General features: G+C 65.1%; 24 protein-coding genes and 1 pseudogene. 8 read left to right on the top strand and 17 right to left on the bottom strand.

The genetic code is table 11. From position 1 onward, the window contains the following. Window positions 1–5: 5 nt before the first annotated feature. Window positions 6–881 (bottom strand): branched-chain amino acid ABC transporter permease, encoded by an 876-nt coding sequence (locus A6W98_RS04090; protein WP_042458231.1) that lies wholly within the window; start codon window positions 879–881, stop codon window positions 6–8. Window positions 882–956: 75 nt separating this feature from the next. After that, window positions 957–2,201 (bottom strand): ABC transporter substrate-binding protein, encoded by a 1,245-nt coding sequence (locus A6W98_RS04085; protein ID WP_042458228.1) that lies wholly within the window; start codon window positions 2,199–2,201, stop codon window positions 957–959. Between the two features lie 171 nt (window positions 2,202–2,372). Between A6W98_RS04085 and A6W98_RS04080 the strand changes: the two genes are divergently transcribed. Then, window positions 2,373–3,113, top strand: a complete 741-nt coding sequence (locus A6W98_RS04080) for a GntR family transcriptional regulator (RefSeq protein WP_042458224.1) — start codon at window positions 2,373–2,375, stop codon at window positions 3,111–3,113. Continuing rightward, window positions 3,110–3,877, top strand: a complete 768-nt coding sequence (locus tag A6W98_RS04075) for an SDR family oxidoreductase (protein WP_042458221.1) — start codon at window positions 3,110–3,112, stop codon at window positions 3,875–3,877. The genes A6W98_RS04080 and A6W98_RS04075 overlap by 4 nt, the downstream gene beginning before the upstream one ends. A gap of 266 nt (window positions 3,878–4,143) precedes the next feature. Here the strand turns inward: A6W98_RS04075 and A6W98_RS21820 are convergent, their stop codons facing one another. After that, window positions 4,144–4,683 (bottom strand): ATP-binding cassette domain-containing protein, encoded by a 540-nt coding sequence (locus A6W98_RS21820; RefSeq protein WP_052677914.1) that lies wholly within the window; start codon window positions 4,681–4,683, stop codon window positions 4,144–4,146. Window positions 4,684–4,852: 169 nt separating this feature from the next. Beyond that, complete coding sequence (gene putP / locus A6W98_RS04065; protein WP_207759088.1) at window positions 4,853–6,517, bottom strand: sodium/proline symporter PutP; 1,665 nt, start codon at window positions 6,515–6,517, stop codon at window positions 4,853–4,855. Between the two features lie 770 nt (window positions 6,518–7,287). Here putP and A6W98_RS04060 point away from each other — a divergent pair. After that, window positions 7,288–8,307 carry an IS110 family RNA-guided transposase gene (locus A6W98_RS04060; RefSeq protein ID WP_042456325.1) on the top strand — a complete coding sequence of 340 codons (1,020 nt, stop codon included), beginning with the start codon at window positions 7,288–7,290 and terminating at the stop codon, window positions 8,305–8,307. A gap of 547 nt (window positions 8,308–8,854) precedes the next feature. Here A6W98_RS04060 and A6W98_RS04055 read toward each other — a convergent pair. From A6W98_RS04055 to A6W98_RS04040, 4 genes are read right to left on the bottom strand one after another with little or no spacing between them, the layout of a single operon-like run. Then, on the bottom strand, window positions 8,855–10,147 hold the full coding sequence (locus tag A6W98_RS04055) for an NAD(P)/FAD-dependent oxidoreductase (RefSeq protein WP_042458214.1): 1,293 nt from the start codon (window positions 10,145–10,147) through the stop codon (window positions 8,855–8,857). A 3-nt stretch (window positions 10,148–10,150) separates the two neighbouring features. Next, window positions 10,151–10,570, bottom strand: coding sequence for a Rid family hydrolase (locus A6W98_RS04050; RefSeq protein WP_042458211.1), 420 nt, complete (start codon window positions 10,568–10,570; stop codon window positions 10,151–10,153). Window positions 10,571–10,617: 47 nt separating this feature from the next. Further along, complete coding sequence (locus A6W98_RS04045) at window positions 10,618–11,757, bottom strand: ornithine cyclodeaminase family protein (protein WP_042458208.1); 1,140 nt, start codon at window positions 11,755–11,757, stop codon at window positions 10,618–10,620. A 35-nt stretch (window positions 11,758–11,792) separates the two neighbouring features. Further along, complete coding sequence (locus A6W98_RS04040) at window positions 11,793–13,223, bottom strand: APC family permease (protein WP_042458206.1); 1,431 nt, start codon at window positions 13,221–13,223, stop codon at window positions 11,793–11,795. Between the two features lie 91 nt (window positions 13,224–13,314). Here A6W98_RS04040 and A6W98_RS04035 point away from each other — a divergent pair, with 91 nt between their 5' ends. Further along, entirely contained in the window at window positions 13,315–14,388 is a 1,074-nt protein-coding gene (locus A6W98_RS04035; RefSeq protein WP_168161808.1) for an AraC family transcriptional regulator, read from the top strand. 174 nt (window positions 14,389–14,562) lie between these two features. On the opposite strand, the gene A6W98_RS04030 is transcribed toward A6W98_RS04035, so the two are convergent. Beyond that, a complete protein-coding gene (locus tag A6W98_RS04030; protein WP_042458203.1) occupies window positions 14,563–15,051 on the bottom strand; it encodes a phosphoribosyl-AMP cyclohydrolase in 489 nt (162 codons plus the stop codon). Window positions 15,052–15,176: 125 nt separating this feature from the next. Here A6W98_RS04030 and A6W98_RS04025 point away from each other — a divergent pair, with 125 nt between their 5' ends. Next, window positions 15,177–15,428 (top strand): hypothetical protein, encoded by a 252-nt coding sequence (locus A6W98_RS04025; protein WP_042458200.1) that lies wholly within the window; start codon window positions 15,177–15,179, stop codon window positions 15,426–15,428. Here A6W98_RS04025 and A6W98_RS20835 read toward each other — a convergent pair. The 4 genes from A6W98_RS20835 to A6W98_RS04010 are packed head-to-tail and all read right to left on the bottom strand — an operon-like array spanning window position 15,397 to window position 17,772. Continuing rightward, window positions 15,397–15,711 carry a hypothetical protein gene (locus A6W98_RS20835; RefSeq protein ID WP_155734716.1) on the bottom strand — a complete coding sequence of 105 codons (315 nt, stop codon included), beginning with the start codon at window positions 15,709–15,711 and terminating at the stop codon, window positions 15,397–15,399. The two genes, A6W98_RS04025 and A6W98_RS20835, sit on opposite strands and share 32 nt — an antisense overlap. 53 nt (window positions 15,712–15,764) lie before the next feature. Then, window positions 15,765–16,565: a metal ABC transporter permease gene (locus A6W98_RS04020; protein WP_042458197.1), complete on the bottom strand. Its 801-nt coding sequence runs from the start codon at window positions 16,563–16,565 to the stop codon at window positions 15,765–15,767. Continuing rightward, window positions 16,562–17,290: a metal ABC transporter ATP-binding protein gene (locus A6W98_RS04015; protein ID WP_042458194.1), complete on the bottom strand. Its 729-nt coding sequence runs from the start codon at window positions 17,288–17,290 to the stop codon at window positions 16,562–16,564. The genes A6W98_RS04020 and A6W98_RS04015 overlap by 4 nt, the downstream gene beginning before the upstream one ends. Then, a complete protein-coding gene (locus A6W98_RS04010) occupies window positions 17,290–17,772 on the bottom strand; it encodes a Fur family transcriptional regulator (protein ID WP_042458191.1) in 483 nt (160 codons plus the stop codon). Before A6W98_RS04010 ends, A6W98_RS04015 begins: the two co-directional genes overlap by 1 nt. Before the next feature lie 86 nt (window positions 17,773–17,858). On the opposite strand from A6W98_RS04010, the gene A6W98_RS04005 reads away from it, so the two are divergent. From A6W98_RS04005 to A6W98_RS22105, 3 genes are all read left to right on the top strand, one after another. Beyond that, the gene (locus tag A6W98_RS04005) at window positions 17,859–18,866 is read left to right on the top strand and encodes a zinc ABC transporter substrate-binding protein (protein WP_042458188.1); all 1,008 of its coding nucleotides are present in this window, start codon (window positions 17,859–17,861) and stop codon (window positions 18,864–18,866) included. 190 nt (window positions 18,867–19,056) lie between these two features. Continuing rightward, on the top strand, window positions 19,057–19,392 hold the full coding sequence (locus tag A6W98_RS21815) for a phosphoribosyl-AMP cyclohydrolase (RefSeq protein ID WP_231098360.1): 336 nt from the start codon (window positions 19,057–19,059) through the stop codon (window positions 19,390–19,392). A 653-nt stretch (window positions 19,393–20,045) separates the two neighbouring features. Then, the gene (locus A6W98_RS22105) at window positions 20,046–20,177 is read left to right on the top strand and encodes a hypothetical protein (RefSeq protein ID WP_264580117.1); all 132 of its coding nucleotides are present in this window, start codon (window positions 20,046–20,048) and stop codon (window positions 20,175–20,177) included. Between the two features lie 115 nt (window positions 20,178–20,292). Here A6W98_RS22105 and A6W98_RS03995 read toward each other — a convergent pair whose 3' ends face one another. The 4 genes and pseudogenes from A6W98_RS03995 to A6W98_RS03980 form a co-directional block, all read right to left on the bottom strand. Next, on the bottom strand, window positions 20,293–21,924 hold the full coding sequence (locus tag A6W98_RS03995; protein WP_042458182.1) for a hypothetical protein: 1,632 nt from the start codon (window positions 21,922–21,924) through the stop codon (window positions 20,293–20,295). A gap of 61 nt (window positions 21,925–21,985) precedes the next feature. Then, a complete protein-coding gene (locus A6W98_RS03990; protein ID WP_042458179.1) occupies window positions 21,986–23,743 on the bottom strand; it encodes a PhoX family protein in 1,758 nt (585 codons plus the stop codon). A 254-nt stretch (window positions 23,744–23,997) separates the two neighbouring features. Then, window positions 23,998–24,255, bottom strand: a complete 258-nt coding sequence (locus A6W98_RS03985; protein ID WP_155734714.1) for a hypothetical protein — start codon at window positions 24,253–24,255, stop codon at window positions 23,998–24,000. 160 nt (window positions 24,256–24,415) lie between these two features. Next, a pseudogene (locus A6W98_RS03980) lies at window positions 24,416–24,876 on the bottom strand (transposase family protein); the annotation flags it as partial. Window positions 24,877–24,991 lie beyond the last annotated feature (115 nt).

Raw genomic sequence — 24,991 nt, 5'->3', positions numbered from 1 at the left:
GGGATCTACTCGAAACGGAGGATGCGTTCGCCCAGCAGGCCGCGCGGGCGCAGCATCAGGACGACGAACATCAACAGATAGATGGCGGCGGTGGACCAGGAGGACAGCCCGACGGCGACCAGCAGGCCCTTGGTCAGCCCCACCAGCACCGCGGCGATGATGACCCCCCAGAAGGATCCGAGCCCGCCGATCACCACCACGACGAAGGCCAGCGTGATGATCTCGGCGCCCATCGCCGGATGGATCGTGTAGATCGGCGCCAGCAGCACGCCCGCGAGACCGGCAAGCCCGATCCCGATCCCGGCCACGACCGACAGGTAGGGACGCAGCGAGATGCCCAGCGCGCCGACGATTTCGGGGTTCTGCACGCCCGCGCGCACGATCCGGCCGAAGGCGGTCCGGTTCAGCAGCACCCAGAGCGCTCCGACCGTGACCACGGCCACGACGATCAGGAAGATCCTGTAGCGCGAATAGATGAAGTCTCCGAAGAAGACCTGCCCGCGCAGGATCTCGGGCATGTTGAAGCTTTGCGGCGAGGCGCCGAAGATCCAGCGCAGCCCCTGCTCGATCACCATGGCGAGACCGAAGGTCAGCAACAGCGAATAAAGCGGATCGGCCCGGTAGAACCTGGTGAAAAGCGTGCGCTCGGTCGCCATGCCAAGCCCCGCCACGAGAAGCGGCACCAGCACCAGCGCCCCGAAGAACCCGGCGAAGGGCGCGATCGTGATCGCCAGATAGGCGCCGATCGCGAAGAAGGCCCCATGCGCGAGGTTGATGATCCCTCCCAGCGAAAAGATCAGCGACAGCCCCAGCGCGATCAGCAGATAATAGGTCCCGTCAAGCAGCCCGTTCAGCACCTGAGCAACGAATAGCCCCAACATGGCGGTGCGATACCTCCCCGTGTCCTGTCCCGGAAAAATCGGGCGGGCGGCCGATGCCTCCCGCCTCTGGCGCGTTCAGAGCGAGCAGGTCCCGCCGGTGACGCTCGTGGCCAATGTCTCGAGCGGCTGATCGGGTCCGGGCAGCGGATCCGAGGTGGTGAAGATGTCCCACTTGTTCTGCACCTCGTCCGCGGGCAGCGCCGTGATGGCGTAGATCTCCTGGATCAGCTGGTGATCCGACGGGCGGAAATAGCCCTTGCGGGTCTTCATCAGGTCGAATTGCGCCTCGGGGCTTTCCAGATAGTCGGCCAGCGCGTCGCCACCGGCATCGCCCGCCTCGGCAACGGCCCTGGCCATGATCAGCCCGGCATTGTAATCGCCCCAGGCCTGGTTTTCCGGAGGCTTGCCATAGGCGTCGACAAAGGCCCTGACGAAGGCCTGGCTGGCATCGTTCGGCACAAGGTGGTTCCAGACATTCGGCCAGGTGCCCCTGAAGTTCCGCGCCCCCGCCGCCCAGGCGGAAACCGTGTCGAAGCCGAAGCCGCCCAGCGTGAAGTCGAGCCCGAATTCGCCGTATTGCTTCAGGAAGTTGGTGATCTGGGTCCCGGCGAGGTTCAGCGCGACGACATCCGGTTCGGCCTGACGGATCTTCAGCAGATAGGACGAGAAATCGGTGGCATCGGTCGGCACCAGCTCGTCGCCGATCAGATTGCCGCCATTCGCATCGAGGAAGGCCTTCGCCGCCGCCAGAAGATCGTGGCCGAAGGCGTAATCCGCCGTCATCGTGTACCAGTTCTTGCCGTCGACAAGCCCCTTCCCGTCAAAGAACTGGCCCTCGGCATTCACATACATCGAGTTCTGGGTCTCGACATGGAACATGTAGCGGTTGCAGTCCTTGCCGCGCAGGCTGTCGGAATTGCCGCCGGTATTGACGAAGCACTTTTTGTAGCGCGCGGCGACCTGGCTGATCGTCAGGCAGGAGGCCGACGAGATCTCGCCGACGATCATGTCGACCCGGTCGCGTTCGAACATGCGCTCGGCCTTGGTCGAGGCGGTCTGCGGGTTGACGCTGTCCTCCATGATCAGCTCGACCTGCCGCCCGCCGGCGCCGCCATTGTCGTTGATATGCTGGACCGCAAGCTTGATCCCCATCTGCGCATATTCGCCGAGAGGGCCGAGGAAGCCGGTCGTCGGCGTCAGGTGGCCGATCTTGAGCGGCGCGGATTGGGCACGCAGATAGGTCGGGGCCGCCACGCCCAGCGCCAGACCAGCCGCACCTGTCCGCAGGAAGCCCCTGCGGGTCGAGTTCGTCGTCGTCATGGTTTCCCTCCCTGGAACCGTTCGTCGGATCACAACGGATCGGGGAACCGGTTCGATGACCGATATTCCGCCTCCTCCTCAGATCGAAGTTGCACTTCGTCCCGATTCGTTGTGATCTGAGATCACAGTTGCAGAGCAAACATCGAACCGTCAACCGGAGTGTTCGGATTTATGACCCAGCCGCTTGATCGAATCCGCCCGGTTCGTCGAAAGACGCTTTCGGATCAGGCCTTTGATACCCTGAGCGAGATGCTGTTATCCGGGGCGCTGCGTCCGCGCGACCGGTTGTCGATGCGCGATCTCGCGGACCGGCTCGAGGTCTCGATGATGCCTGTCCGCGAGGCGGTGAGTCGCCTGGCCGCCAGCGGAGCCCTCGAGGTCAGCCCCAAGCGGGCGGTCATGGTGCCCCTGATGACGGCGGCCGAATTCGCGGATCTGACCCTGGTCAGGATGCTGAACGAGGGCCAGGCGGCCCGGCTGGCCGCCGAGCGAAGCTCGAAGACCGAGATCGCGGGCATCATCGCCCTGGCCGAGCGGTTCGAGGAAGTGCTCGACCGCGCCTATGGCAGCGCGGCGGCCGTGGCGGCCAACAAGGATCTGCATTTCGCGGTCTACCGGGCAGCGGGCTCCGAAACCCTGATGCAGCTGATCACCATGCTCTGGCTCAAGGCCGGGCCGATCATCAATTTCGACATCGGCGTCGAGGCAGGCCTGCCCGCCGAACAGCAAAGCGCGCATTCGCGCGGCCACCATTCCCGCAGGCATCACCGGATGCTGTGCGAGGCGCTTCTGGCCCGCGACGGAGACACAGCGGCCCAGGCGATCTCGGAGGATATCCGCTTCGCCTCGGAATTCATCCGCGCCCATGCCGGGATGGATCAGCAGGATAGCAGGAGGAGGATCATATCATGAAACTGGATCTCGAAGGCGCGCGGGTTGTCGTGACCGCGGGCGCGCAGGGCATCGGCCGCGCCATCGTCGAGGCCTATCTGGCCGAGGGCGCCCGCGTGGCGACCTGCGACATCGACGCGACCGCGCTGGAAACGCTTCCCGACGCGGTCTTTCGCCAGAGAACGGATATGGGCGATGCCAGTCAGATCGCGGAGTTCATGACCGCCGCCCTCGATCATCTGGGCGGGCTCGATGTGCTGGTGAACAATGCCGGGATCGCGGGCCCCACCGGTCCGGTCGAAGACATCGACCCTGCCGATTGGGAGACATGCCTGTCCGTCTGCCTGACATCGCAATTCCACTGCGTGCGTCATGCCGTTCCGGCGCTCCGGCAAAGCGCCAACGCCTCGATCATCAACCTGTCCTCCCTCGCCGGCAGGGTCGGGTTTGCGCTTCGAACGCCCTATTCCGCCGCGAAATGGGGGGTGATCGGCTTCACGAAATCCCTTGCGATCGAACTGGGCCGTGACGGCATCCGCTGCAACGCCATCCTTCCCGGCATCGTGGCCGGAGATCGTCAGCGCCGCGTTCTGGAAGCCAAGGCACAGCGGCGCGGCATAGCCTTCGCACAGGTGGAGGAAGAAGCGTTCTCTCACACCTCCCTCAAGGAGTATGTTCAGCCCGAACAGATCGCCGACCAGATCCTGTTCCTGACCAGCCCGCGGGGGCGCACGATTTCCGGACAGGCGGTCTCGGTCTGCGGCGACTGCCAGATGCTGACCTGACCGGCGCCCGGGCCGAAACAGGGAGGCCGGCGGCAAGAGGGGGTCCCTTAGGCGGTCGATCGGCTTTCCGCGCGCCGTAACACCCGGATCCAACGCGCCCGGACCCTCTGCATCAGGCGCGGGGCGATTGATGCCGCAGGCGAAACTCTCTTGCGGGCCGAACCTGCGCCGCGCCGGTCATCAGAGTTCCCTTCGCGCGCCGGTGCTATCTTTCCCCCGGGTGGTGGAGCGACAGGCACCGCCTCTGAAACAGCCGCCATGCCGGGTCATGCGTGACCTCGATAACGGCGCCCCCGGATTGCCAAGCATTCGCCGTCAAGACCGCCGAGGGCCTCGTCCAGGAGCAAGATATCGGGCCTGACGCTCAACGCGCGCAAGAGCGCGATGCGCTGAGCCTGCCCTTTCGACAGGGTGGCCGCCGGTCGGTCCGCCATGCCCTGAAGCCCGAACCGTCGCCGAAGCAGCACGCGGAACGGTCGGGTCATCTCGTCGAACTGCGGATCGACCGCGCAGAATCCTTCGGTAACCGCGACCTGAAAGACCCGCACAAGCAGGGCCGCGACGCTGAAGATCACCGTCCAGATACCGCCCTGCGTCCAGAGAATGGCCAGAACCGGCCGGGGTATTCTCATGGGCAGCAGGCGCAAGGGAGCCAGAAATGCTCCGGCCCCGGGCGACCGGTGCATGATGATCCCCAACGGAGCGCCGACCCCGGTCGCAAGCGCAAGCCCGCCGACCATTCGCAAAAGGCTGGTGGCGAGGGTGCCGTTCCAGCACGCGGGATCGATCAGGAAGGCCCCGGCCACCGCGCCCCGACCGTTACCGGGTCGGGCGACAGAGCGGGCAGGCTGTGCCGGGCTGTCACCTGCCATGCAGTCACCAGCAAGATGCAGCCCGGCATCAATCAACTTGCCCACCGTCGGTAGGGCGCTGGCCCAAAGGCAGAGGCCGATTTCGGGCCTCTGCCTGCAGGTCTCATTCAGCCGGTGCAGATATCGTCGAGCGGAACTCGCCCCGATCCTTGGTCGCGAGGCTGACGACGTAGATCGCGAGCCATGCGAGCACAAAGCCGGGGATGATCTCGTACAGGCCGGTGGCCGCTTTCAGACCGGTAAAGATCCAGAGCCCGACGGTTGCGGCGCCCACCACAAGGCCCGCCACGGCGCCGGCTCCGTTCATGCGCGGCCAGGTCAGGGACAGGATGACCAACGGACCGAATGCCGCTCCGAAGCCCGCCCAGGCATTGGCGACAAGGTCCAGCACCTCGCTCTCTGGATCGCCTGCAATCAGTGCGGCGACAGCCCCGACCGCAACCACGGAAATGCGTCCGATGGCGACAAGGGTCTTCTCGGAGGCGCCCCTGTTGAGCACGAGCTTGTAGAAATCCTCGGCCAGGGAGGAGGACGAGACCAGAAGCTGGCTCGATACCGTCGACATGATCGCGGCCAGAAGTGCTGCCAGAAAGAAGCCCGTGATCAGCCCGGGAAACAGGTTGTCGGCGAGATAGATGAAAATCGTCTCGCTATCCTCGATCACCACGCCGTTGCGCTCGACATAGGCGCGACCGAAGATGCCGACGCCCACCGCACCGATGAGGGCGATGCCCATCCATGCCATGCCGATATTGCGCGCGGTCGCGACTGCGGCGACGCTCTTCACCGCCATGAAGCGGACGATGATGTGCGGCTGGCCGAAATAGCCAAGGCCCCAGGCCAGCAGCGAGATGAACCCGATGAGCGTCATGTCGGGGGTCCAGAGATCCAAGGAGAACCCCTCGACCCCGGAGAGCGTCTCCTGGACCTGGGCGAAGCCCGCGCCCTTTCCGGAATACAGCACGATCGCGGGCATGATGATCAGCGCCAGCATCATGATCAGGCCCTGGCAGAAATCCGTGAGAGACACGGCCAGGAAGCCGCCGACCACGGTATAGGCAAGCACGACGCCGAGGGTCAGCCAGACGCCGAACTGGTAGCTGCCATCGAAGGCGCTCTGGAAAAGCTTGCCGCCTGCGACGAGGCCCGAGGCCGTGTAGACGGCGAAGAAGACCACGATGATCACCGCTGAAACCATGCGCAGCATGACGCCCCGCGACGGGAAGCGATTGGCCAGGAAGGCCGGGATTGTCAGCGCGTTGTCATAGCGTTCGGTTTGTTCCCTCAGGCGCGGCGCCACGACGATCCAGTTGACGAGCGCCCCCAGGAAGAGGCCGATCCCGATCCAGGCTTCGACGAGACCCGCGGCATAGAGCGCTCCGGGCAAGCCCAGCAGCAGCCAGCCGGACATGTCGGATGCCCCGGCGGAGAGTGCGGCGACGGCGGGAGGAAGGTTTCGTCCGCCAAGAATGTAGTCCGCCGACGTCGCTGTCGACTTCCTGTAGGCGTAGATCCCGATCCCGATCATCAGGATGAAATAGGTCGTCAGACTAATGATGGCTCCTATGGACACGTGTTCTCCGATCCCTGTTTTATATAATCGTGGGGCCCTATCCGATCCCGTCGCGCACAAGCAATACGGGTCATGGCTTCCGACCAGGCTTGCTATGCACGTCACGGCTGGCTCGATCTCTTGTCGTACAAAAATCTCCGCAGGGTCGAGGGCTGGTTTGCCGCGGTGCAGGTCTTCCGTAGCAAAGGTCCGCATCTGCAATCTAGGAGCGAGCTGATGCAGACGCGGCGACCTTCCGGGATTCGCTCTTCTTATGGGCGGCTGGTTGGATGCTGCGCCCAGCATCAGTGCATTCAAAGGGCTGCCCGCTGCCCGCCGGCTGGCTCGCAATTCGCCAGGGAAGGAGGGATGCGGCACCGCCGCAGGGCGGCACGGGGCGCTAGCGGGACGAGGCCCCGATCCTCGCCTGGCGGCGGCTCGAGAAACACCGGGCGGCGCAAAGTGCCGGGCGCGCGACAGTATTTAGTGACTATCGCCTGCGGGTCGCCAAGGTGAAGCGCGGCTACGGCATGAGGGCCCGCGATCAGGCCCCGCCGGACTCGCAAGCTCACCATGTCTCCGGGAAGGACGCGGCATGATGGCGTGATGATCGAGCTTCGCGGCGCGCTTGCGGCTCTGCTTCGGCTTGCGACAAGTGCGGAGGGACTGCCGCAAACAACGACTGCCGCGTCCCCTGGTGTGGTGCGGCTAGAAGGCACTGATAGTATTGGGGTTCGGGGGCTCGCAACCGCCGCAACTTACCGGAGCTCAGCTACGCCGTCTGACTCCTTTTCCAGAAAATCAACACAGGTCGAATACTGTTGAAAAACGCGTTTTCGTGGCCGCAGAGTACCAGTTCGTTGGAAATCATTCCGATTTTCGGTGATCTCGCCTCTTAAGCGGATGATGTGGATGGCCCCTGCTCCCCCGGCGTCGCGATGCGCCATAGTGCAGTTGTCATCGACTGCTGAGAGAGGAGCCACCCAATGACAGTCAATACGGTCGGCCTGGATTTGGCCAAGGATGTCTTTCAGGTTCACGGGATTTCCGCGAATGGGCGCGTCATTTTCAACAAGACGGTGAAGCGCGCCAAGCTTCTGCAATTCTTCGAGGCCCTGCCGCCCTGCGTCGTCGGGATGGAGGCGTGTGGGTCCGCCCATCACTGGGGCCGCGAATTGGGCAAGCTCGGTCACGACGTCCGGCTGATGCCTGCGGGCTATGTGAAACCCTATGTGAAGCGGGGCAAGACCGACGCGGTCGATGCCGAGGCGATTTGCGAGGCGGTGCGCCGACCCACGATGCGCTTCGTCGAACTGAAGACGGAAGATCAGCAGGCGATCCTGGCGATCCACCGCACCCGCGATCTTGTGGTCCGGCAGCAAACCCAGATCGTGAACATGATCCGCAGCATCTTGCGCGAATTCGGCCACATCCTGCCGACCGGAGTGGGCGCCATCCTCACCTTTGCCAAACGCCACCTCGGCGGGGACCATCCCGACATGCCGGAACTGGCCAACGGTATTCTCGGGACGCTGTGCCATCAGCTGGTGGGCCTCAACACCCGGGTCGTCGGCTACACCAGGATGATCGAACAGCACGCCATGATGACGGCAGATGCCCGGCGGCTGATGCGCATACCCGGGATCGGTCCGATTACCGCCTCGGCCATCATCGCCACGATCGGCGATGCGAAACAATTCCGGACCGGGCGCGATCTGGCGGCCTGGCTGGGTCTGCCCCCCCTGAACAAATCCAGCGGCGGCAAGGAGCGGCTCGGGAAGATCACCAAGAAGGGCGACCGCTACATCAGGAAGCTGCTGATCGTCGGCATGACGTCGCGCGCCTTGATGGCCAGGAAGCATCCCGAGCGTGCCGATCTCTGGACGGCGAAGATGCTGGCCCAGAAGCCGTTCCGGCTGGCCACCGTCGCCATGGCCAACAAGGCCGCCCGGATCGTCTGGGCCATGCTGACGAAGCAACAGGACTACCGCCAGCCGGGCACCTGACCGCCCGGCCGGCACGAGTTGCAAGACGCTTGGACCGTGATGATGCGGAACGAAGTCAACCAAAAGCAAGGACACTCCGTGAATGTCAGCGGCCCGCGAGGTCGCTAAGCCGATTGGAACCTCGCTTGCGGAACTCATCAGGGCCAGTGGCATCCCGAAGGTGTCACGCAAACAGGCCGGACAGACGACTGTACTGACAATGGCGCCGCAAAATCACAATAAAGCTCTTGCAAAGCAGGGGCCATCCACAGAAGATATCTTCCTCCTCTGTGAAGGATAATGCTCCAAATTCAGGCTACCTCTTAACCGCTGCCGGAGTTTTTCAACACAATCGGCGGCAAGCTGCCGTTCGGGGTATTCGCAAGGCCTCGCCTGGACTTTCCCGGAGCGGAGGCGAGGCCCCACTCTGACGGCGGCCCGGCCGCAGGTGCCACGCGGCCATGTACACCTTGCGGGCAGGGCCCGCGCCGCCGCCGCTGCCCGGGCCGGAGCCACCGCCACCACGGGACCTGAACCGTCCGCTGCAGCGGCGTTTGCGGGCCTGCTCTCAGAACCGCGAGAACCGGTAGGGGGCGGGATCGACGAGCGGCACGGCGCCGGTTGCCAGATCGGCGGCCAGTTGCCCCGCCGCCGGACCGGTACCGAAACCATGGCCGGAAAAGCCGGTGGCGACTGTCAGACCGGGCAGCCGGGCCACGCTGTCGATCACCGGATCGCTGTCGGGGGTAACGTCGATCATGCCCGCCCAGGCCGCAGCGGTGCGCGCATTCTCGAAGACCGGCCAGGCCTTGCGCAACGCGGCAAGGGCCTCGGCGTTGAGCCCGGCATTGACCGGCGGATCCATGATCCGGCACCGCTCGAAGGGAGTGATCCGGCCCTCCCGCCAGCGTGTTTCCGAAAGCAGCTCGTTCAGGAAATGCCGTCCGAGCCCCGTCTGCACCGCCCCCTTCTGCGTCCGCAGGACAGGCAGGTAGCGCAGGCCGAGCCGCAGATGGTCGGGCGTGAGCGGCGCATCGAGCCGGCCTCGCTGGGTGATGGTAAAGCCGCCGTCCAGCCGCTTGCGGAAGGAGAAGTCCGGGCCGCCCACGGCGGTCTCGCAGGGCCCCTCCATCGGCGCGGTGCGCAGGACCGAGCAGACCAGCGGCAGCGTCGGAAGGAAGAGGCCGAGGTTGCCCAGAAAACGCCGCGACCAGAGACCTGCGGCCAGGATCACCTGATCGCAGGCGATCTCGCCGCGTTCGGTGACGACGCCCGAGACCTTTCCGGTGGCGGTCGACAGCGTGCGGACGGCGCAGTGCTCGACAATCTGACCGCCCTTTGCAAGCACCGCCCGGGCCAGTGCGGCACAGGCCATCGACGGTTCCGCGCGGCCGTCCGAGGCCGTGTGCAGGCCGCCGGTCCAGCCGCCCGTGCCGCCCGGCACGAGGTGGTCGATCTCTGACGGAGAAAGCGCCCTTGCGCCCAGATCGAGGGGCGCGACGGCCTTCAGCCAGTCCTCGTAGACCGCCATCTGTTTCCGGGAACGGGTGACGAACAGGATCCCCGCCTGCCGGTAACCGCAATCGGATCCGGTCCGCGCGGGCATCGCGACCCAAAGCCGGTCGGCGGCCTGCGCGAGCGGCACATCGGCGGGCGCGCGCGAGGTCTTGCGCACCCAGCCGAGGTTGCGGCCCGATTGCTCGGCCCCGATCCGGCCCTTGTCCAGCACGCAGACGGGAATGCCCCGCTCGATGAGCGTCAGCGCGGCCGAGAGCCCGGCGATCCCCGCACCGATCACCACGACCGTGGTTTTCGCGGGAATGTCGAGGGTGGAAACGGGAAGATCTGCAAGCGGTTCCATCCCTCAGCCCTCCAGCGTGATCTTCTGCGCCCCGTTCGAGGCGCCGCGGAAGGCGGTCACCTCGATCTCGACCTTGTAGGCGGTCGAGCCGAGCGGCGGGCAGGTGACGGTCAGCGCGGGATCGATGCCGCGGAACATCTCGGCGAAGATCTCCATCACGGCGGGAGTGTCGGCCGGTTCCTGGATGAAGACCCGTGCCGAGACGGTATCGCCAAGGCAGGCGCGAGCGCCTGCGAGCGCGCGCGAGATATTGGCAAAGACCTGGCGGGTCTGCCCGGCCACGTCTTCGGGGATCAGCTTCGTCTCCGGGTTCCGCCCGGCGGTGTTCGAAACGAAGATCCAGTCGCCCGCCGCGACGAGGCGGGAATAGCTGCTCTTCTCTTCCAGCGCATTGCCGGATTTCAGTTTCAGGATCTGTGTCATTTGCATTCCATCGGGTCAGGCGGGGGGCGGCGGCCCCCCGGAAAATATCAGCGCAGGACCGGTTCTTCCCAAAGGTTGAGCTTTACGCCGATGCCGCGTTCGACCGCGTTGCGGTAAACCACGGTGCCCCAGGCCACATCCTCGACGGGCATGCCGCCTACCGACATGATGACGATCTCGTCATCGGTCCTGCGGCCGGGAGCGTCGCCCGCGACGATCGCGCCCAGATCCTCGAGATCGCTCCGGGCCATCTTTCCCTCGGCGATCATGTCCATGAACTTCACGCCGATCACCGGGATGGTGGCATGGGCGGGCTTCGGCACTTCCTCGTACCACGCCTCGTAAAGCCCGGTATTGTCGAGCACCTTGCGGATGTCCCGGGCCTGCATCCCCTCGTCGATGTTGCAGACGGCGGGCATGGCCAGGAAGGCGCCGGGCTTCACCCAGTCCCGCCTGACGAGCGGATAGGTGGACGGATCCCCGGTTTCGCCGGAATTGCAATAGCTTACCAGGTCCGAGCCGCGCACCACCTCCTCGATGCTCTCCACGACGGTGACCGAGGTGATCTGCGGGAAAGCGTCGGCCACCCATGCGAGGAAGTCGTTCAGGCTCTTTTCGCCGCGCCCCTTGACCTTCAGCGTGTCGATCCCCGGACAGGCGGCCATGAAGGCCGAAAGCGTCGTCTTCGCCATCACCCCCGGGCCGAGGATGCCTGCAATCTTCGCGTCCTTCCGCGCCAGGTGCCGGGCGCCCACCCCCGGCACCGCGCCGGTGCGGTAGGCGGACAGGAGGTTTGCCGACATATGCGCCAGAGGCGCCCCGGTCTCGGTGTCGTTGAGCGTGAACATCAGGATCGAGCGCGGCAGGTCCTTCTCGCGGTTCGCGACGTTCGAGCCGTACCACTTGACGCCGGTGGTGCAGAACCGGCCGCCAAGATAGGCGGGCATCGCCATGAAGCGGCGGTCGGCGGTGGGCTTGGGCATCGTGGGAAACGGGCTTTCCGCAGGGAACATCACCATCGCGCCGTGGCTGTCATTGTTCGCCCCGGCCATCCGGTAATCGCCGGCATGCAGCAGGCCGAACATCTCCTCCATGCAGTCGACGCATGCGGCCATGTCGGTGACGCCCGCCTTGATCATGTCGGGTTCGGACAGGTACAGGAAGTCGATACGCGTTGCGGCGTTCATATCAGTATCTCTCTGTTTTGAAATGGAAAGTGGGGTCAGTCGAAGGCTTGGCCCAGGCGGGCGTAGATCTCGGGTTGCAAGCGCTTGATCCGAAGCGCCAGAAGCCAGCCCGACGCGGCAGTGCCGAGAACGATCACGGGGAAGGCCCGCACGGCCGGGTTTTCCGAGCCGGTCAGCATCGGCAGGTTCGACCAGACGAGACAGAAGGCAGCGGCCAGTCCGGCCGTGGCCAGCGCCGGGGCGACCAGGGTGACGAGCGGCGAGCGGCCGAAACTGTCGCGCCGGAAGAAGGCGATCACGGCGGCCGAGACCATGGTCTGCACCGCGACGATGGACAGGACCGCAAGCGCCGACATCCACGAAAAGACGACGCCGTAGGGGTCGGCTCCGAAGAGCGCGAAGAGACCGAGGATCGAGACGACCAGCGCCGCCTGGACAAGTCCCGCCACATGCGGCGAGCCATGATCCTGGTGGACCTTCGCCACATGGGCCCAGATCAGCCCCTCATGCCCCAGCGCATAGAGATAGCGGTTGAGCGTGTTGTGGAAGGACAGCAGGCAGGCAAAGAGGCTGGTGATGAGCAATATGTAGGCAAGCTTCACGACCCAGCCGCCCAGAAGCGCCTCCATCGCATTAAAATAGAAGCCTTCCAGCGAGGCGGCGGCCGCGGCCTGCGCGTTTTCCGGGCCGTAATACTGCACGATCGACCAGGTCGAGAAGGCATAGAAGGCGGTGATCAGGATCACGGCCGTATAGGTGGCCCGCGGAATGGTGCGGTCGGGGTTCGAGGCTTCCTCGCCGAAGATCGCGGTGGCCTCGAAGCCCACATAGGACCCGAGCACGAAGACCATCGTCACGCCCAGCCCCGGCACCAGCACGTCTGAGGGCCGGAACCCCGCGGCCGAGATCCCGTCCGGGCCGCCCCCATGCGCCAGGATGGCGATGTCGAGGACCAACAGGATCACGAGTTCCGCGATCATGCACACGCCGAGGATATGCCCCGAAACCGAGATGTGCCGCCGCCCCAGAAGCACCACCGCGGCGAGCCCGGCGAAGGCCCAGACCCACCAGGGCAGATCGAGACCCAGCGATGCGGCAAAGCCCGAGACGAAGACCGCGAAGAGCGCGAAAACGGCGATCTGGATGGCGAAATAGGCCAGAAGCGCCGTCAGCGCCCCGCCCAGCCCCGCAGGCGAGCCGAGGCCGCGCGTGATATAGGTGTAGAACGCGCCTGCGCGGGGCACATGCCGGGTCATCGCGGTGAAACCGGCAGAGAAGATCAGGTAAAGGATGCCCGCCAGGATGAAGGCGCCGGGGACGCCCGCGCCATTGCCGAAGGCGAAAGCGGGCGGGGTTGCGCCGACGACAGCGGTCATGGGCGCGGCCGCCGCGACAACGAAGAAAACGATATGCGCAAGCCCTATCGAATTGGCCTGAAGGCGGTTCTCGCCCTGTCCTTTTTCCATTCTACCGATCCCTGTTGTTGTGTTCTTAGGATCGGTCTGCAAGCCGCCGGACAATAGCGGCCATTGCAATCCGCGCCAAAAATCCGATAGTTTGCGCCAAAGCCGCCGCATTGGCCGCAATTGCAGAAATAAGTCCCCGATGAGCACCCCGCTGCCCGGAATGCTGTCTGTCAGGGCCCTGATTTTTGGGCCAATTTTGGAATGCTTTGCTGACGATCCGGGCAGTTTGGAAGCTCTGCTCGCACGCGAAAAACTCTCGCCAGAGATCCTGGCCGACCCTTACGCGGCGATTCCCCTGCAAAGTTATCTCTCGATCATCGAGGCCGCGGCGGATCTGGCGGGCGACCCGCTCTTCGGCGCCCGGCTGGGCTTTTCACTCCGGCCCGGCAATCTTGCGCCGATCGGACTTCGCGCGGTGCAGGCGGGCACGATCCGCGGGGCGCTTTCGGCTTTCGCGCGCTGGTCGGGGGCGCTGCAAAGCGCCACCCAATCGAGCCTCGAGAGCGAGGATGGAAACCTCGTTTTCACATACCGGATCACCGCGCCGGTCGTGGCGCCGTCGCGTCAGGATACCGAATTCAGCCTCGCGGGCATCTGCCGACTGATCCGCGGCGCCTTCGATCCGCGCTGGCGGCCGTCCGAGATCCGCCTCAACCATCCGCCAATCCCCGAGAAGACCCGGCTCGAGGCGCTCTTCCGTGCCCCGGTGATCTATGCTCATCCCACCAATGCGATCGTCTTTTCCGCCGCTGCGGCCGAGCGGGTGCATCGCACGGAAGATCCCGACATGATCGCGCTGATCGAACGGCATCTGCAGGATCTGACAGCCGGCGCCAGCCGTTCCGAAAATATCGTCGACCAGGTCGAGGCGCTGATCGATCTCTATCTCGGGGTGCGGCCGGTCGATCTGCGCACGATTGCGGCAGCGCTCCGGATGCCCCCGCGCAGCCTGCAGCGACGGCTGGCGGAAGAAGGGCAAAGTCTGAGCGCGCTCCTGCGTCTGCACCGGCAGAGGCGTGCCCGGAGTCTGCTTGCCGAAAAGGGCATGAGCGTCGAGGCGGTGGCGACGGCTCTCGGTTACTCCGACGGCACGAGCTTCTGGCGCGCATTTCGCAGCTGGACGGGCGATGCGCCGAGCCTCGGGCGAGAAACGCGGTGTCGTTGATCCATGCCCGGGGCAATTGCTCAGGTGGCAAGGCATCGACCCAGCGCTGAAAGCCGGCGAGCGGCGCGCGCTGCCAGACCGTCGCAGCGATGCGGGGCCAGTGAATGGCCTCGAGACAGGCAGCGTTCGAGGCAAATTCCATGCATTTCTTCAGTTCTTCGGTCGTCCCCAGGATCATCGGTTCAGCTCCGGCGGCTGATAGGGCAGTGACGAGTGGTGCAGGACAATGCGCAGAGTGCCGGTATCGTCCTTCTTGTAGCCAAAGCTCTTGTCGACCGTCGTGATTGCCCCGTGCCTGTTGGTCAGCCTGATCCAACCCATCCACATGGCGACATCCCCCTGAAGAAACGTGGCCGAGTTGATGTGCTGCATTGCGCGCCAGCCCATGATCGCGAAGCCGTTGTCGCGTGGATACTCGGAGGAATGGCCGCAGAAATAGGCCAACGCACCGGCCTTTGTCGGGCGGAAGGTCTGTTCGCCGCTGGCCATGGTCGGCTTGAACAGCACCGGCCCCAGATTGTAGCCATAATAGGCGTCGAGGTTGGCCGAGGCGACCTTGCCGGCCGCCTCGATGCCGCCCTCCTCGAAGGCCTTGGAAATGGCGATCTTGCCATTGCCCCAGGTCACGAGGGCCTGCTTGATGTCATCTTCGGTGATCGTCATGTGGGAATCCTCCTGTCCGAATGTCTTGCGGCCGGCCGAGGTCAATCGGCGCCCGGTGCCCGAGCCTCGGCAACCAGTTCCTGCACGCCATCCTCAACCGAAACCGTCCGGGCCTTCTGCGCGCCATGGCGGCGGATGGTGACCGCGCGCTCTTCGGCCTTCGTATTTCGCTGGCAGGCATTCTTGCGACCCTGGCCATGGGGGCGGGCACGGCCGCCCTCAACGCGATTGCCATTTTCGGCGGCAATGCCATCGGGCGCATGTCGGCGCTTGAGACCCGCCTTGGCCTGGCCGCCGCGCCTGGCATCTCCGGCGCGGCCCTGCGGATCGCGGGCGGCCTAATCATCATCGTCCTGACCCTTGGCTTCGGTCTTTGAGGCGGCGTTTGCCCGGATCAAAGGCGGCGGGCGCGCGGCCGGGCACCAAACTCTGGCACGATGGCGTGCGTACCGCTTCGGTCGCGACCTCGACCTCATCCGTTTCCGGGGCCTCGACAAGACGAACCGGAACCCCGGCGCTGTCGTGATAGATGTTGAAGATCATGGGCAGGCCGGATCTGGCGAACGCCTCTTTCACGACCTCCCCCACAGGCCCCGCCCCGATCGCACCCCAAAGATGCCAGTTCAGGGCCTTTCGGCTGTCGCGGTCGATGATCAGCACGAGAGCTGCCGTCGCCTTGAAAACGCGCCCTGGCAGGACTGCTCCTGCCCGCCTCAGTGCTGCCGGACCATGCGCGACACCGAAAGCGACAGCATGAACAGAACGGCGACGACGCAGACGATGGTCGGCCCGGTCGGCGTGTCGAAGCTGTAGGACGCCCGGACACCCCCGATCACGGCCCCGGCGGCCAGCACCATGGCAAGCAGCGCCATCTGCAGCGGCGACCGGCTGAACGGGCGCGCCGCGGCGGCCGGAATGATCAGCATGGCGGTGATCAGCAGCGCCCCCACCACCTTGATCGCCACGGCGACCGTGATCGCCAGGGCCAAGGTCAGGACCAGTTGCTCACGCTCCGGGTTCACGCCCTCGGCGCGGGCAAGATCGGGGTTCAGCGTCGCCGTCAGCAGCGCGGACCAGCGCCAGGCGATCAGCCCCGCGACCAGGACGGCCCCCGTCCAGATCACCGCAAGGTCGCCCGGCATCACCGCCAGGATATCCCCGAAGAGATAGGCCATGAGGTCGATCCGGATGCCCGTCAGGAACGATGCCGCCACCAACCCGAAGGCCAGCGCCGAATGGGCGAGCACGCCCAGCATCGTGTCCATGGCAAAGCCGCGCCCGCCCAGAGAAGATACCGTCAGTGCCATCGCCAGGGCCACGACCATCACCCCTCCGAAGATCGACACCGAGAAGGTCAGCGACAGCGCCACCCCAAGGATCGCGGCATGGGCCGTCGCATCGCCGAAATAGGCCATGCGGCGCCAGACGACGAAGCAGCCCAACGGGGCTGCCGCGACCGCAAGCCCCAGCCCCGCCAGAACGGCGCGCATCATGAAATCGTCGAGAAGGCTCATTCGGCGGCCCTTGTCCTGTCATGGTCGTGATCGTGGTGATGGGTGTAAAGTGCCAGTGCCCCCTGCGTGCCCTCGCCGAAGAGCGCCCGGTATTCCGGGGCCGAGGCGACATGGTGTGGCGCGCCCTGGCAGCAGACATGGCCATTCAGGCAGATGACGCGGTCGCTGGCGCTCATGACGACGTGCAGATCGTGGCTGACCATCAGCACCCCGCAGCCGCGGCGGCGCCGGACCTGCTCGATCTGACGATAGAAGGCGGCGACGCCCGGCTGGTCCAGACCCTGCGTGGCCTCGTCGAGGACCAGCAGCCGCGGTTCGCCCAGAAGCGCCCGGGCCAGCATCACGCGCTGCAACTGGCCGCCGGAAAGCGCGCTGATCTGGCGTCGCTCCAGCCCCGCGACGCCCGCCTCTGCCAGCGCCTGCGCGATCTGCGCGGGCCGCACCTTCCGGCGCAGCGACAGCAGGTCCGCAGCTGTCATCGGCAGCGTCGGGTCGATGGCAAGCCGCTGCGGCACATAGCCGATCCGGAGCCCGCGATCGCGCGAGATCCGCCCCTCCGAGGGCGTCAGCGACCCGATCAGCAAGCGCAGAAGGGTCGACTTTCCCGACCCGTTCGGCCCGACGATGGTGACGATCTCACCCGGCTCCATCCGCATCGAGACATGGGACAGGATCGTGATATCCCCGATGCGCAGGGAGACGTCGGCGAATTCGAAAAGGTCCATCACACGGCCCCTGCCGCGCGGCAATTTGCGCAGACACCGATGGCCTCGACCACGGTCTGTTCGATCAGGAATCCGGCATCGCGCGCCGCGGCGCCGAGCATGCCGCGTGAGGGTGCAAAGGTGGTTTCCTCGACGCTGTCGCAGATACGGCAGATCATGACGGCGGGATCGTGGGTTTCGCGGGGTTGAAGGCAGGCAACATAGGCGCTCAGCCGCTCGATCCGTCGAACAAAACCATGTTTCACAAGGAAATCCAGCGCTCTGTAGGCGATGGGCGGCTGGGACCCGAGACCATCGGCGTCGAGCCGTTCGAGAATGTCATAGGCGCCAAGCGCCTTCTGCTCGTCCAGAAGGATCTCGAACACGCGGCGCCGGGCTGCCGTGAAGCGCAGCCGGTTCTCGGCACAGAAGCTTTCCGCACTGGCCAGCCTTTCGGCCGTGCTGGCCTCTCGATCATGCCCGACTGTTCCGACTGCCTTCATCCTGTGCTCCGGGAAATGCCTATTGATATGTTATAGTATTGCATATACGCGTCGGACCGATGTTACAACATTACATGGAGCGCCACATGCGTCGCAATCTGATCCTCGGAACCGTTTCCGTTCTCGGGCTGGCCACGGCCGCCAATGCCGAGGTGCCGTCGGTTGTCGCGGACATTCCCCCGGTCCACTCCCTCGTCTCCATCGTTATGGGCGATCTGGGCACGCCGGGTCTGCTGGTGCAGCCCGGGGCCTCGCCGCATGGCTATTCCCTGCGGCCCTCCGAGGCTGAGGCGCTGGACGATGCCGATGCCGTCTTCTGGGTCGGCGAGGCGCTGGAGCCCTGGCTGGAAGGCCCGCTGGACGCTCTGGCCGCAGATGCCCATGTGGTGGAGCTGATGGAAACCGACGGCACCACCGAGCTGGAGTTCCGCGAAAACGCGACCTTCGAGCCCCACAGCCATGACCACGGTGACGAACATGCCGAGGCTGGGCATGACCATGACCACGAGCATGCGGAAGATCACGACCATGATCATGAGGAGCACGACCACGATCATGACCATGAGGGGCACCACCACCATGGTCACGACCCGCATGCCTGGCTCGACCCGGAGAACGCCAAGGTCTGGCTGGGTGCGATTGCCGCAGAGCTTTCTGAACTGGACCCTGAAAACGCGGCCACCTATGCGGCGAATGCCAAGGCGGGCCAAGCGGAGCTGGATGGCCTGATCGGCGAGATCTCGGCCGAGCTGGCCCCGGTGCGCGGCAAGCACTTCATCGTCTTCCATGACGCCTACCACTATTTCGAGAACCGTTTCGACTTCCCTGCCAGCGGCTCGATCACCCTGAGCGACGCCTCGGCCCCGAGCCCGGGCCGCATCGAGGAAATCCAGAACAAGGTCCGCGAACTGGATGTGACCTGTGCCTTCAGCGAACCCCAGTTCAATCCCAAGCTGGTCGCCACCGTCTTCCGGGGCACCGATGCGAAAGCGGGCGTGATGGACCCGCTCGGCGCGGATCTGGCCATCGGTGCCGATCTCTACCCGCACCTGCTGCGCAACCTTTCCAGCAGCCTCACCGACTGCCTGGAATGAAACCCGGCGGGCACCACGGCGACGCGGTGCCCGCCTCCATTGATCTGGCAGCGGCCCGGCGTTCGCCCCTGCCGCGATAGCCATGACCTCGGCACGGCAAATCCGGACAGCCGGTTTCCAGCGTCGCATCCGGATCGCGGTGCCACGTGCCCCCCGGGTAGCCCCCACTTGGAAGCACCTCTGACCGGCCATGGCATCCTGCCGCCCATCTGCGGCACCATGGCCGTGGCTCCGGCCGCAGCGCAAGGCCAGCCAACCGCTTGCTTGGCGGCAATCCGCAGCGTCTCATCCGGCGTGGTGCGATCCCTCAGGAGCTCCCCCCAAGTCCCGCTTCTGTTCGCCCCGCCTCAACCTCGACCAGATCGAGGAAGGCAACGACCTGGCCCCGCGCTTTGACGCTGACGGCCTGCTGCAGGTTATCACCACCGATGCCGACAGCCGCAAAGTCCTGATGATGGGCGCCCTCACCCGCAGCATCGAGACCGGCCGGGCGCATTTCTGGAGCCGCTCGCGGCAATGCCTCTGACACAGGAGGACACCAGCGGTCTGGTGCATCACATCGTCGGGATGCGGATCGACGACGATCAGGATGCGGCCTGGCTGCGCGTCCGCACCGATGGCGACGCCAACTGCCATTTCGACGATCGGTCGCGCTTCCATCGCAGCGGGCCAATGGGTCGACCCGAAGGAGGTCTATGGCGATGCCCTGCCGCCCACGCAGCTCTGACGCGGATCGCCGCTGGATGGAACGCGCTCTGCCCCTGGCCCGCAGGCGGATCTGGCCCCCTCTCCGGTCGGCTGCGTCCTTGTCAATGACAAAGCGTGGCAGGCAGAGGCCGAGACCCAGCCTAGCAGTCGGCTCCATAACAAGGCGCGGACGCACCCACGGCCGGGCGCGGAACTGCACGGTCTACGTGATGCTGGAGTCGTGCACCAACTGGGGGAGAACGCCGCCCTGTGCGGAGGCGATCATCGCGACAGGCATGGCGCGGATCGTGGTCGCGATGATGCAGGCCCCGTATCCGCGCATGCGCGGGTAGGGCCTTGCGCGTCTGCGGAAGGTGGGCATCGCCGTCGACATCGAAGAGGGGGCGGAAGCCGCGCGCGGGACCATCGCCGGTTTACTTCAAAGGGTGACGGCAGGACGATTTCGAGGTTGATCCCCACATCACCCACAACATGACGCGTGAGCAGATCAACACCGCCTTCGACCTGCTGCATGCGGGCAAGTCGATCCGCTCGGTCATCCACTTCCAGCGGGACGAAACGACGAAGACAAACAGCCTGCCCGGGATCATCGTCCCGGCCTGAACGTCATCGCAAGGAAAGAGAAAGGCCCGCCACCGGGGCGAGCCTCTTGCGGTTCTTTCTACCATGGTCGGCGGCATGACCGGGACAGAGAAGCTGCCCGCCCCCCCCCGGGGATCTACCAGCGTGAGGCGCCGACCGGTATTTCGATGCCCGTGGGCTGGTTCTGGTCAACCTCTTTCAGGACGTGGCTTGCGGGTTCGGCCACGGCATCGCGGCCTTTGGCAAAGCTCTGCTCGAGGACGATCTCGCGATAGGCCTTGTTCAGCGTCCGGGCGCGTTCGGGCGAAGGCATGATCAGCGTGGTGATGTCGTCCCGAAGGGCTGCCGCTGCCTCGGGCTTCACCGAACCGTCGGAGGCGATGAAACGCGCCTTGACCTCGGCGTTGTTGCGGAATTCGTCACCCGCACCGTTTTCCTGCAAATAGGTCAGCAGCTCGCGCCGGCCATCGGCCCGGACCGGGTCGGGGGTGCCTGCCAGCGACTTCTGCGACCAGTGATACCAGCCGCCCGCATGGGCATCGGCCACACCGAGCTTGCGCGGGAAGGAAATCGTGGCGTCGTCGGTCAGCCCGATCCCGCTGTGGCAGCCGATGCAGAACACGGTTTCCTCGAAGCTTTGAGGGCGCAGATCGCCCGAGGCATCCTCGATGAAGGCCTGATAGCGCCAGCCCATGCCGTTGGCGATGCCGGTTTCGAGGCCACCGTCGAACAGGTCGATCCGGTCGGGGAAGTCGTAGCGTTCCTTGGCCTCTTCGAGCCCGCCTTCCTCAAGGTCGGCATAGGTCTGCCAGCGGGTCTTGATACCGTAGCGGACCTCTTTCATCCGCGGCGCCATCACGGCCTCGCCCGAGGAAACGTCGATATAACGTACCGTGTGCAGGAACTCGGTCCCGACCGGGAACAGGCCCGCGGCCAGCATCTCGCCCTTCGCGGCGCCCACCCAGGACATGTCGCGCCCCTTCAGCGGCGCCCAGTCGAAGGTGACCTGCGTCGCGGTGCCGAGGGCACCGTCGCGGTCCAGATCGACGCCCAGACGGGCTTCATCGACCGGCGCAACCGGCACGTCGGCGCGCTTGATCAGCGCCTCGGCGATGGCAAGGTTCACCTTGTAAATCGTGGGATCGTAGCTGCCGTCCGTAGTGCTGCGGAAGGGGGCGGCCAGACGGATCAGCACGTCGTCGGTCGATCCGTTGGTGGGCCAGAAGACGCCCGGCAGGGGCACATAGGCAAAGGCGCGCCAGCCGGTGGGGGTGCCATCGGAAGCGTGATCGAATCCTTCCGCGTCGAAATCATAGTAGCAGTCGGGCACATAGCCCGCCCAGGCGCCATCGCCATCCTCGTCCCAGGCGGCCGGGGGAGGGGCAAGCTTGCGCGCCAGGGTGATCGTGCCGTCGGGATCGAAATAGTTGTCTTGCGCGACATAGGCGTCGATCTCGGCATCGGGGATCGCCGAGATCCGGGCCGAGCGATCGACGAAGAGGTTCGTCCAGGGGTTCTTCAGCGCCGGCCCCGGCAGGCTGTATTCGGTCTGCAGGTCGGCATCGCCGATGATGTAGTTCGGCGCGCGCGCCCGGACGTGGCAGGTGAAACAGGGGTTATGCGCATTGCCCTCGGCATCCATGGTGTCGGTATAGCATTGCGGCGGGATGTAGGCGGTCGGGTTCGACAGCCTGTGGCTGGCCAGATCCGCGGCGGCAACCGGGGTGGCGGCCAGCAGGGCGGCCAGGGCGGAAGAGAGGCGGCGCATGAAATACCTTTCAGCTGGAAAGGGAGAGGCGCGGCCGCCTCTCCCGAACTTGGCTCTGGCCTTACTTGCTGGCCGGGAATGGACCGAAATAGCCCGCATAGGCCATGGCGTCGGCCGGATCGGCCAGCTTGTCCGCGTCGGATTCGCCATAGGGGTGCTGGATCACGCCCATCAGGTAGCCGAAGCCGTTGATGTCGGGGTACCAGTAGGGCGAGGTGGTTTCCGAGCCGTAGGGCGTGGTGAAGATCCGGGTCAGCGCGCCCGAGGTCATGTTGTAGGCCCAAATCGCGTCATTCTGGTGGCCCGAGCCGGTATCCTCGCCGATGATCAGCGTGTCATGGCCGGTCATGTAGGTGAGGTTGTCAGGATTGGCGATGCCGTCGATTTCGCAGGTATTGCCCGCGAATTCGCTGTCGGCGCCATATTCGGTGGGCGTGCCCTCGACCAGCGGGGCCATGTCCTGCAGGACGAAGTCCGAGCCGATGGCAGCATCGGGGGCCACGCTCAGCTGATAGACGGCGCCGCACTTGTTCTCGGCCACCTGCACGCTGTCGGGACCGCCGATGTCGTATTTCGTTTCAGGCCCCATGCCCTTGGCGACCTCGGACATGGCCAGGAACATGCGGTTGTTCTCGGGGTCGAAGGTGATGCCCTCTTCCTTGCGCAGCTCGGTCGTGGCGCCCATCATCGCGGCATAGCGGCGGGTTTCCAGGCGCGAGGCGGCCAATTCCATGCCATCGCGGATCTTCAGGCATTCATGCCCCGAGGTGGTGTTGATCGAGGTGAAACCCTCGCCGCAGGTGCCGCCCTCGGCCGGATCAGCAGCTTCGAAGATGTCGAGGAAGCCGGGCTTGTCATCAATGATCTTCTTCACCGCGTCGCTGGTGGCATGGCCCAGATCGACCCAGTCCAGATCGAAGGCCCCGGCGCCCTCGTCCGAGGTCTGGGTCAGCTTCGCGGCATAAAGCGTGCCGGCGTCCAGATTGCCCGCCTCGTCGGCCACGAACATGTAAAGGCCCACATTGGTGCCGTCGTCGGTGATGTAGGTCGTCCTGCTGTCGGGCATCACATAGGGCAGCTCGATCGAGAGACGGCCCATGGCGTAATGCTTGGCGGCGGTGGCATTGCCGTCCTCGGTGACCGTCACCTCGGTCGGATGGCCGAAGCTGTAGGGATTGAACGCCGCGCGGAACTGGTCCAGCGTCATCTCGGACGGGCTCAGGCCGAAATAACGGGCCATCGGATAGAAGTAGTCGTCGATATCGGCCAGCTCTTCGGCCGCCGCAACCTCGCGCGCGTCGGGTTCGTATTCCTCGGATCCGATATGGGTGCCCCAGGGCGTCACCGACCCCGCGCAGGGAACCCAGAGCCCGCCCACATCCGAGAAATCCACCGGCTTGGTCGAGACCGGGGTCAGAACACCGGTTTCGGGGTCCTGAGACAGTTCGGTCAGGTACATCGCGCCGGGACGCGATTCGAAATGGCTGATCGAGAACAGCTTCTTGCCCACCGGCAGCAGCGACGAGAAGTCGGTATCGACCGAGATATGTTCCGAGCCGTCCTCGCTGCGCACCGGCTTGCCGGTCTTGTCGACCAGCAGCCCCCAGGTGCCGTCCCCGATTTTCTGCCCGCTGCGGGCAAGGATGTGATAGCCGATCTTCACGGTCTCGCCGCCGATGGTGACGCTGTCCGACGCCTGAACCGCGCGTTTCTGTGCGTCTGTCGTCGGGGCGGAAACGGAAGAGAATTCGAAGCTGTCGGCGAAGGCCGGGGTTGCAAGCAACGCAGTCGTCGCCAGCAGAAAAGTGATACGGGTCATCGAGGGAACCTCTGGGTTTGCATGAATGCCTTGAGGCGCGGCAAGAGGGTGCCACACACCGCCCCATGGACGGATGCCAGAAGTCTAGAAATGAGGGTTAACGAATTTGTGACGTTATAACCTGCGATCCCGCCAAGGGGGCATGACGGTACCGCAGGTGCGTCCTGTAAGTCATTGAAATCAAACTTTTTATTCTGGAAGGGCGTCGGTTGCGACCGGTTGGCTCAGCCTGGGCGGTCGGCATCGCCGGCCAGTCAGTCACCGGGCGCGTAGGGCGGGAAATGCTCGGCCAGATAGGCCACCACCACGTCGAGATTTTCCGGGCGGTTTTCCAGATCAGTCATCCGGACAATGAAGTCGCGCCATTGGGGCGCGGTGAGCCCGTCGCTGTCCACGATGTTCCGCAGGGGGTGGCAGCGGGTACATTCCTTGCGGATCACCTTGAGCCCTTCGCCCTTTGGCAGGGGGGCGGCCGCCCCGCCCTCCGCCAGCGCCCCGATTGCGCCAGCCATCGTCGCATATCGCCACAGTATCATCCGAGTCCCTCGGGGCCGTCCTACTCCGCGGAAGATGTCACCGGTTCATGACAACCTTCAGACATTGCGCACAGTAAAGCGCCTCAGTTGTCCACTTAACTTTCTTGAGTAACGAATGACATGACGGTTTCGATGGGGCATCGGGCTGCTTGGAGACGTGCAGGGAAGCCGAAGGCATAGCTGCCGAAGGTGTCGACGACCGCGTGCAGGTAGACCTTGCCGATCCCTTTCAGCGTGCCGACAAATAACGTGTCCGCAGAAAGGAGCTCGCCGGGAGTGCCTGATTCAACGTGTCTTTCCCGGAAGCAGGGGGTCTGCTTCTCGAGGAAGGCAGCCTGCGCGGCGGTGATCTCGATGGCCTTGCCCGCATGGGCCTCCTCGAGCGCCAGCCAGCGATCGTAGCGCGTGCCCAGAGCGTCGCCAGCGACTCGGACCGGTGGCGCCACGCTGGCGACTATTGAGTATCTTCTGGATGGTGATCGAGGAGACCCGCACGCCCTCGAGCGCCAGCATTGCCTCGAAGCGGTTGCAGCCATGGGCCGGACGTTCGAGCGCCAGCGCCTTGATCCGCTCGACTGTCTCGGCCGGGCTCGTTTGCGATGGCCACGTTCGATTTCGGGATGGTATTGCTGCATGACTTCCGCAGCGAGATCCTGCAACCGGGCCATGGTGCCGCGCCTGGACGCCTCGCTGACGGCCAACCCTATGTTCG

It is taken from the genome of Rhodovulum sulfidophilum DSM 1374, assembly GCF_001633165.1.
Lineage (GTDB): Bacteria > Pseudomonadota > Alphaproteobacteria > Rhodobacterales > Rhodobacteraceae > Rhodovulum > Rhodovulum sulfidophilum.
Note: the sequence above shows the minus strand (reverse complement) of the source record. Positions and strands in the feature narration are given on the sequence as shown.

Coding starts and splice junctions, on each gene's coding strand:
- A6W98_RS04090 (WP_042458231.1), bottom strand. CDS start 881: ATGTTGGGGCTATTCGTTGCTCAGGTGCTGAACGGGCTGCTTGACGGG.
- A6W98_RS04085 (WP_042458228.1), bottom strand. CDS start 2,201: ATGACGACGACGAACTCGACCCGCAGGGGCTTCCTGCGGACAGGTGCG.
- A6W98_RS04080 (WP_042458224.1), top strand. CDS start 2,373: ATGACCCAGCCGCTTGATCGAATCCGCCCGGTTCGTCGAAAGACGCTT.
- A6W98_RS04075 (WP_042458221.1), top strand. CDS start 3,110: ATGAAACTGGATCTCGAAGGCGCGCGGGTTGTCGTGACCGCGGGCGCG.
- putP (WP_207759088.1), bottom strand. CDS start 6,517: ATGCGGACCTTTGCTACGGAAGACCTGCACCGCGGCAAACCAGCCCTC.
- A6W98_RS04060 (WP_042456325.1), top strand. CDS start 7,288: ATGACAGTCAATACGGTCGGCCTGGATTTGGCCAAGGATGTCTTTCAG.
- A6W98_RS04055 (WP_042458214.1), bottom strand. CDS start 10,147: ATGGAACCGCTTGCAGATCTTCCCGTTTCCACCCTCGACATTCCCGCG.
- A6W98_RS04050 (WP_042458211.1), bottom strand. CDS start 10,570: ATGACACAGATCCTGAAACTGAAATCCGGCAATGCGCTGGAAGAGAAG.
- A6W98_RS04045 (WP_042458208.1), bottom strand. CDS start 11,757: ATGAACGCCGCAACGCGTATCGACTTCCTGTACCTGTCCGAACCCGAC.
- A6W98_RS04040 (WP_042458206.1), bottom strand. CDS start 13,223: ATGGAAAAAGGACAGGGCGAGAACCGCCTTCAGGCCAATTCGATAGGG.
- A6W98_RS04030 (WP_042458203.1), bottom strand. CDS start 15,051: ATGACGATCACCGAAGATGACATCAAGCAGGCCCTCGTGACCTGGGGC.
- A6W98_RS04025 (WP_042458200.1), top strand. CDS start 15,177: ATGGCGGCGGATGGTGACCGCGCGCTCTTCGGCCTTCGTATTTCGCTG.
- A6W98_RS04020 (WP_042458197.1), bottom strand. CDS start 16,565: ATGAGCCTTCTCGACGATTTCATGATGCGCGCCGTTCTGGCGGGGCTG.
- A6W98_RS04015 (WP_042458194.1), bottom strand. CDS start 17,290: ATGGACCTTTTCGAATTCGCCGACGTCTCCCTGCGCATCGGGGATATC.
- A6W98_RS04010 (WP_042458191.1), bottom strand. CDS start 17,772: ATGAAGGCAGTCGGAACAGTCGGGCATGATCGAGAGGCCAGCACGGCC.
- A6W98_RS04005 (WP_042458188.1), top strand. CDS start 17,859: ATGCGTCGCAATCTGATCCTCGGAACCGTTTCCGTTCTCGGGCTGGCC.
- A6W98_RS21815 (WP_231098360.1), top strand. CDS start 19,057: ATGGCATCCTGCCGCCCATCTGCGGCACCATGGCCGTGGCTCCGGCCG.
- A6W98_RS22105 (WP_264580117.1), top strand. CDS start 20,046: ATGACGCGTGAGCAGATCAACACCGCCTTCGACCTGCTGCATGCGGGC.
- A6W98_RS03995 (WP_042458182.1), bottom strand. CDS start 21,924: ATGCGCCGCCTCTCTTCCGCCCTGGCCGCCCTGCTGGCCGCCACCCCG.
- A6W98_RS03990 (WP_042458179.1), bottom strand. CDS start 23,743: ATGACCCGTATCACTTTTCTGCTGGCGACGACTGCGTTGCTTGCAACC.
- A6W98_RS03985 (WP_155734714.1), bottom strand. CDS start 24,255: ATGGCTGGCGCAATCGGGGCGCTGGCGGAGGGCGGGGCGGCCGCCCCC.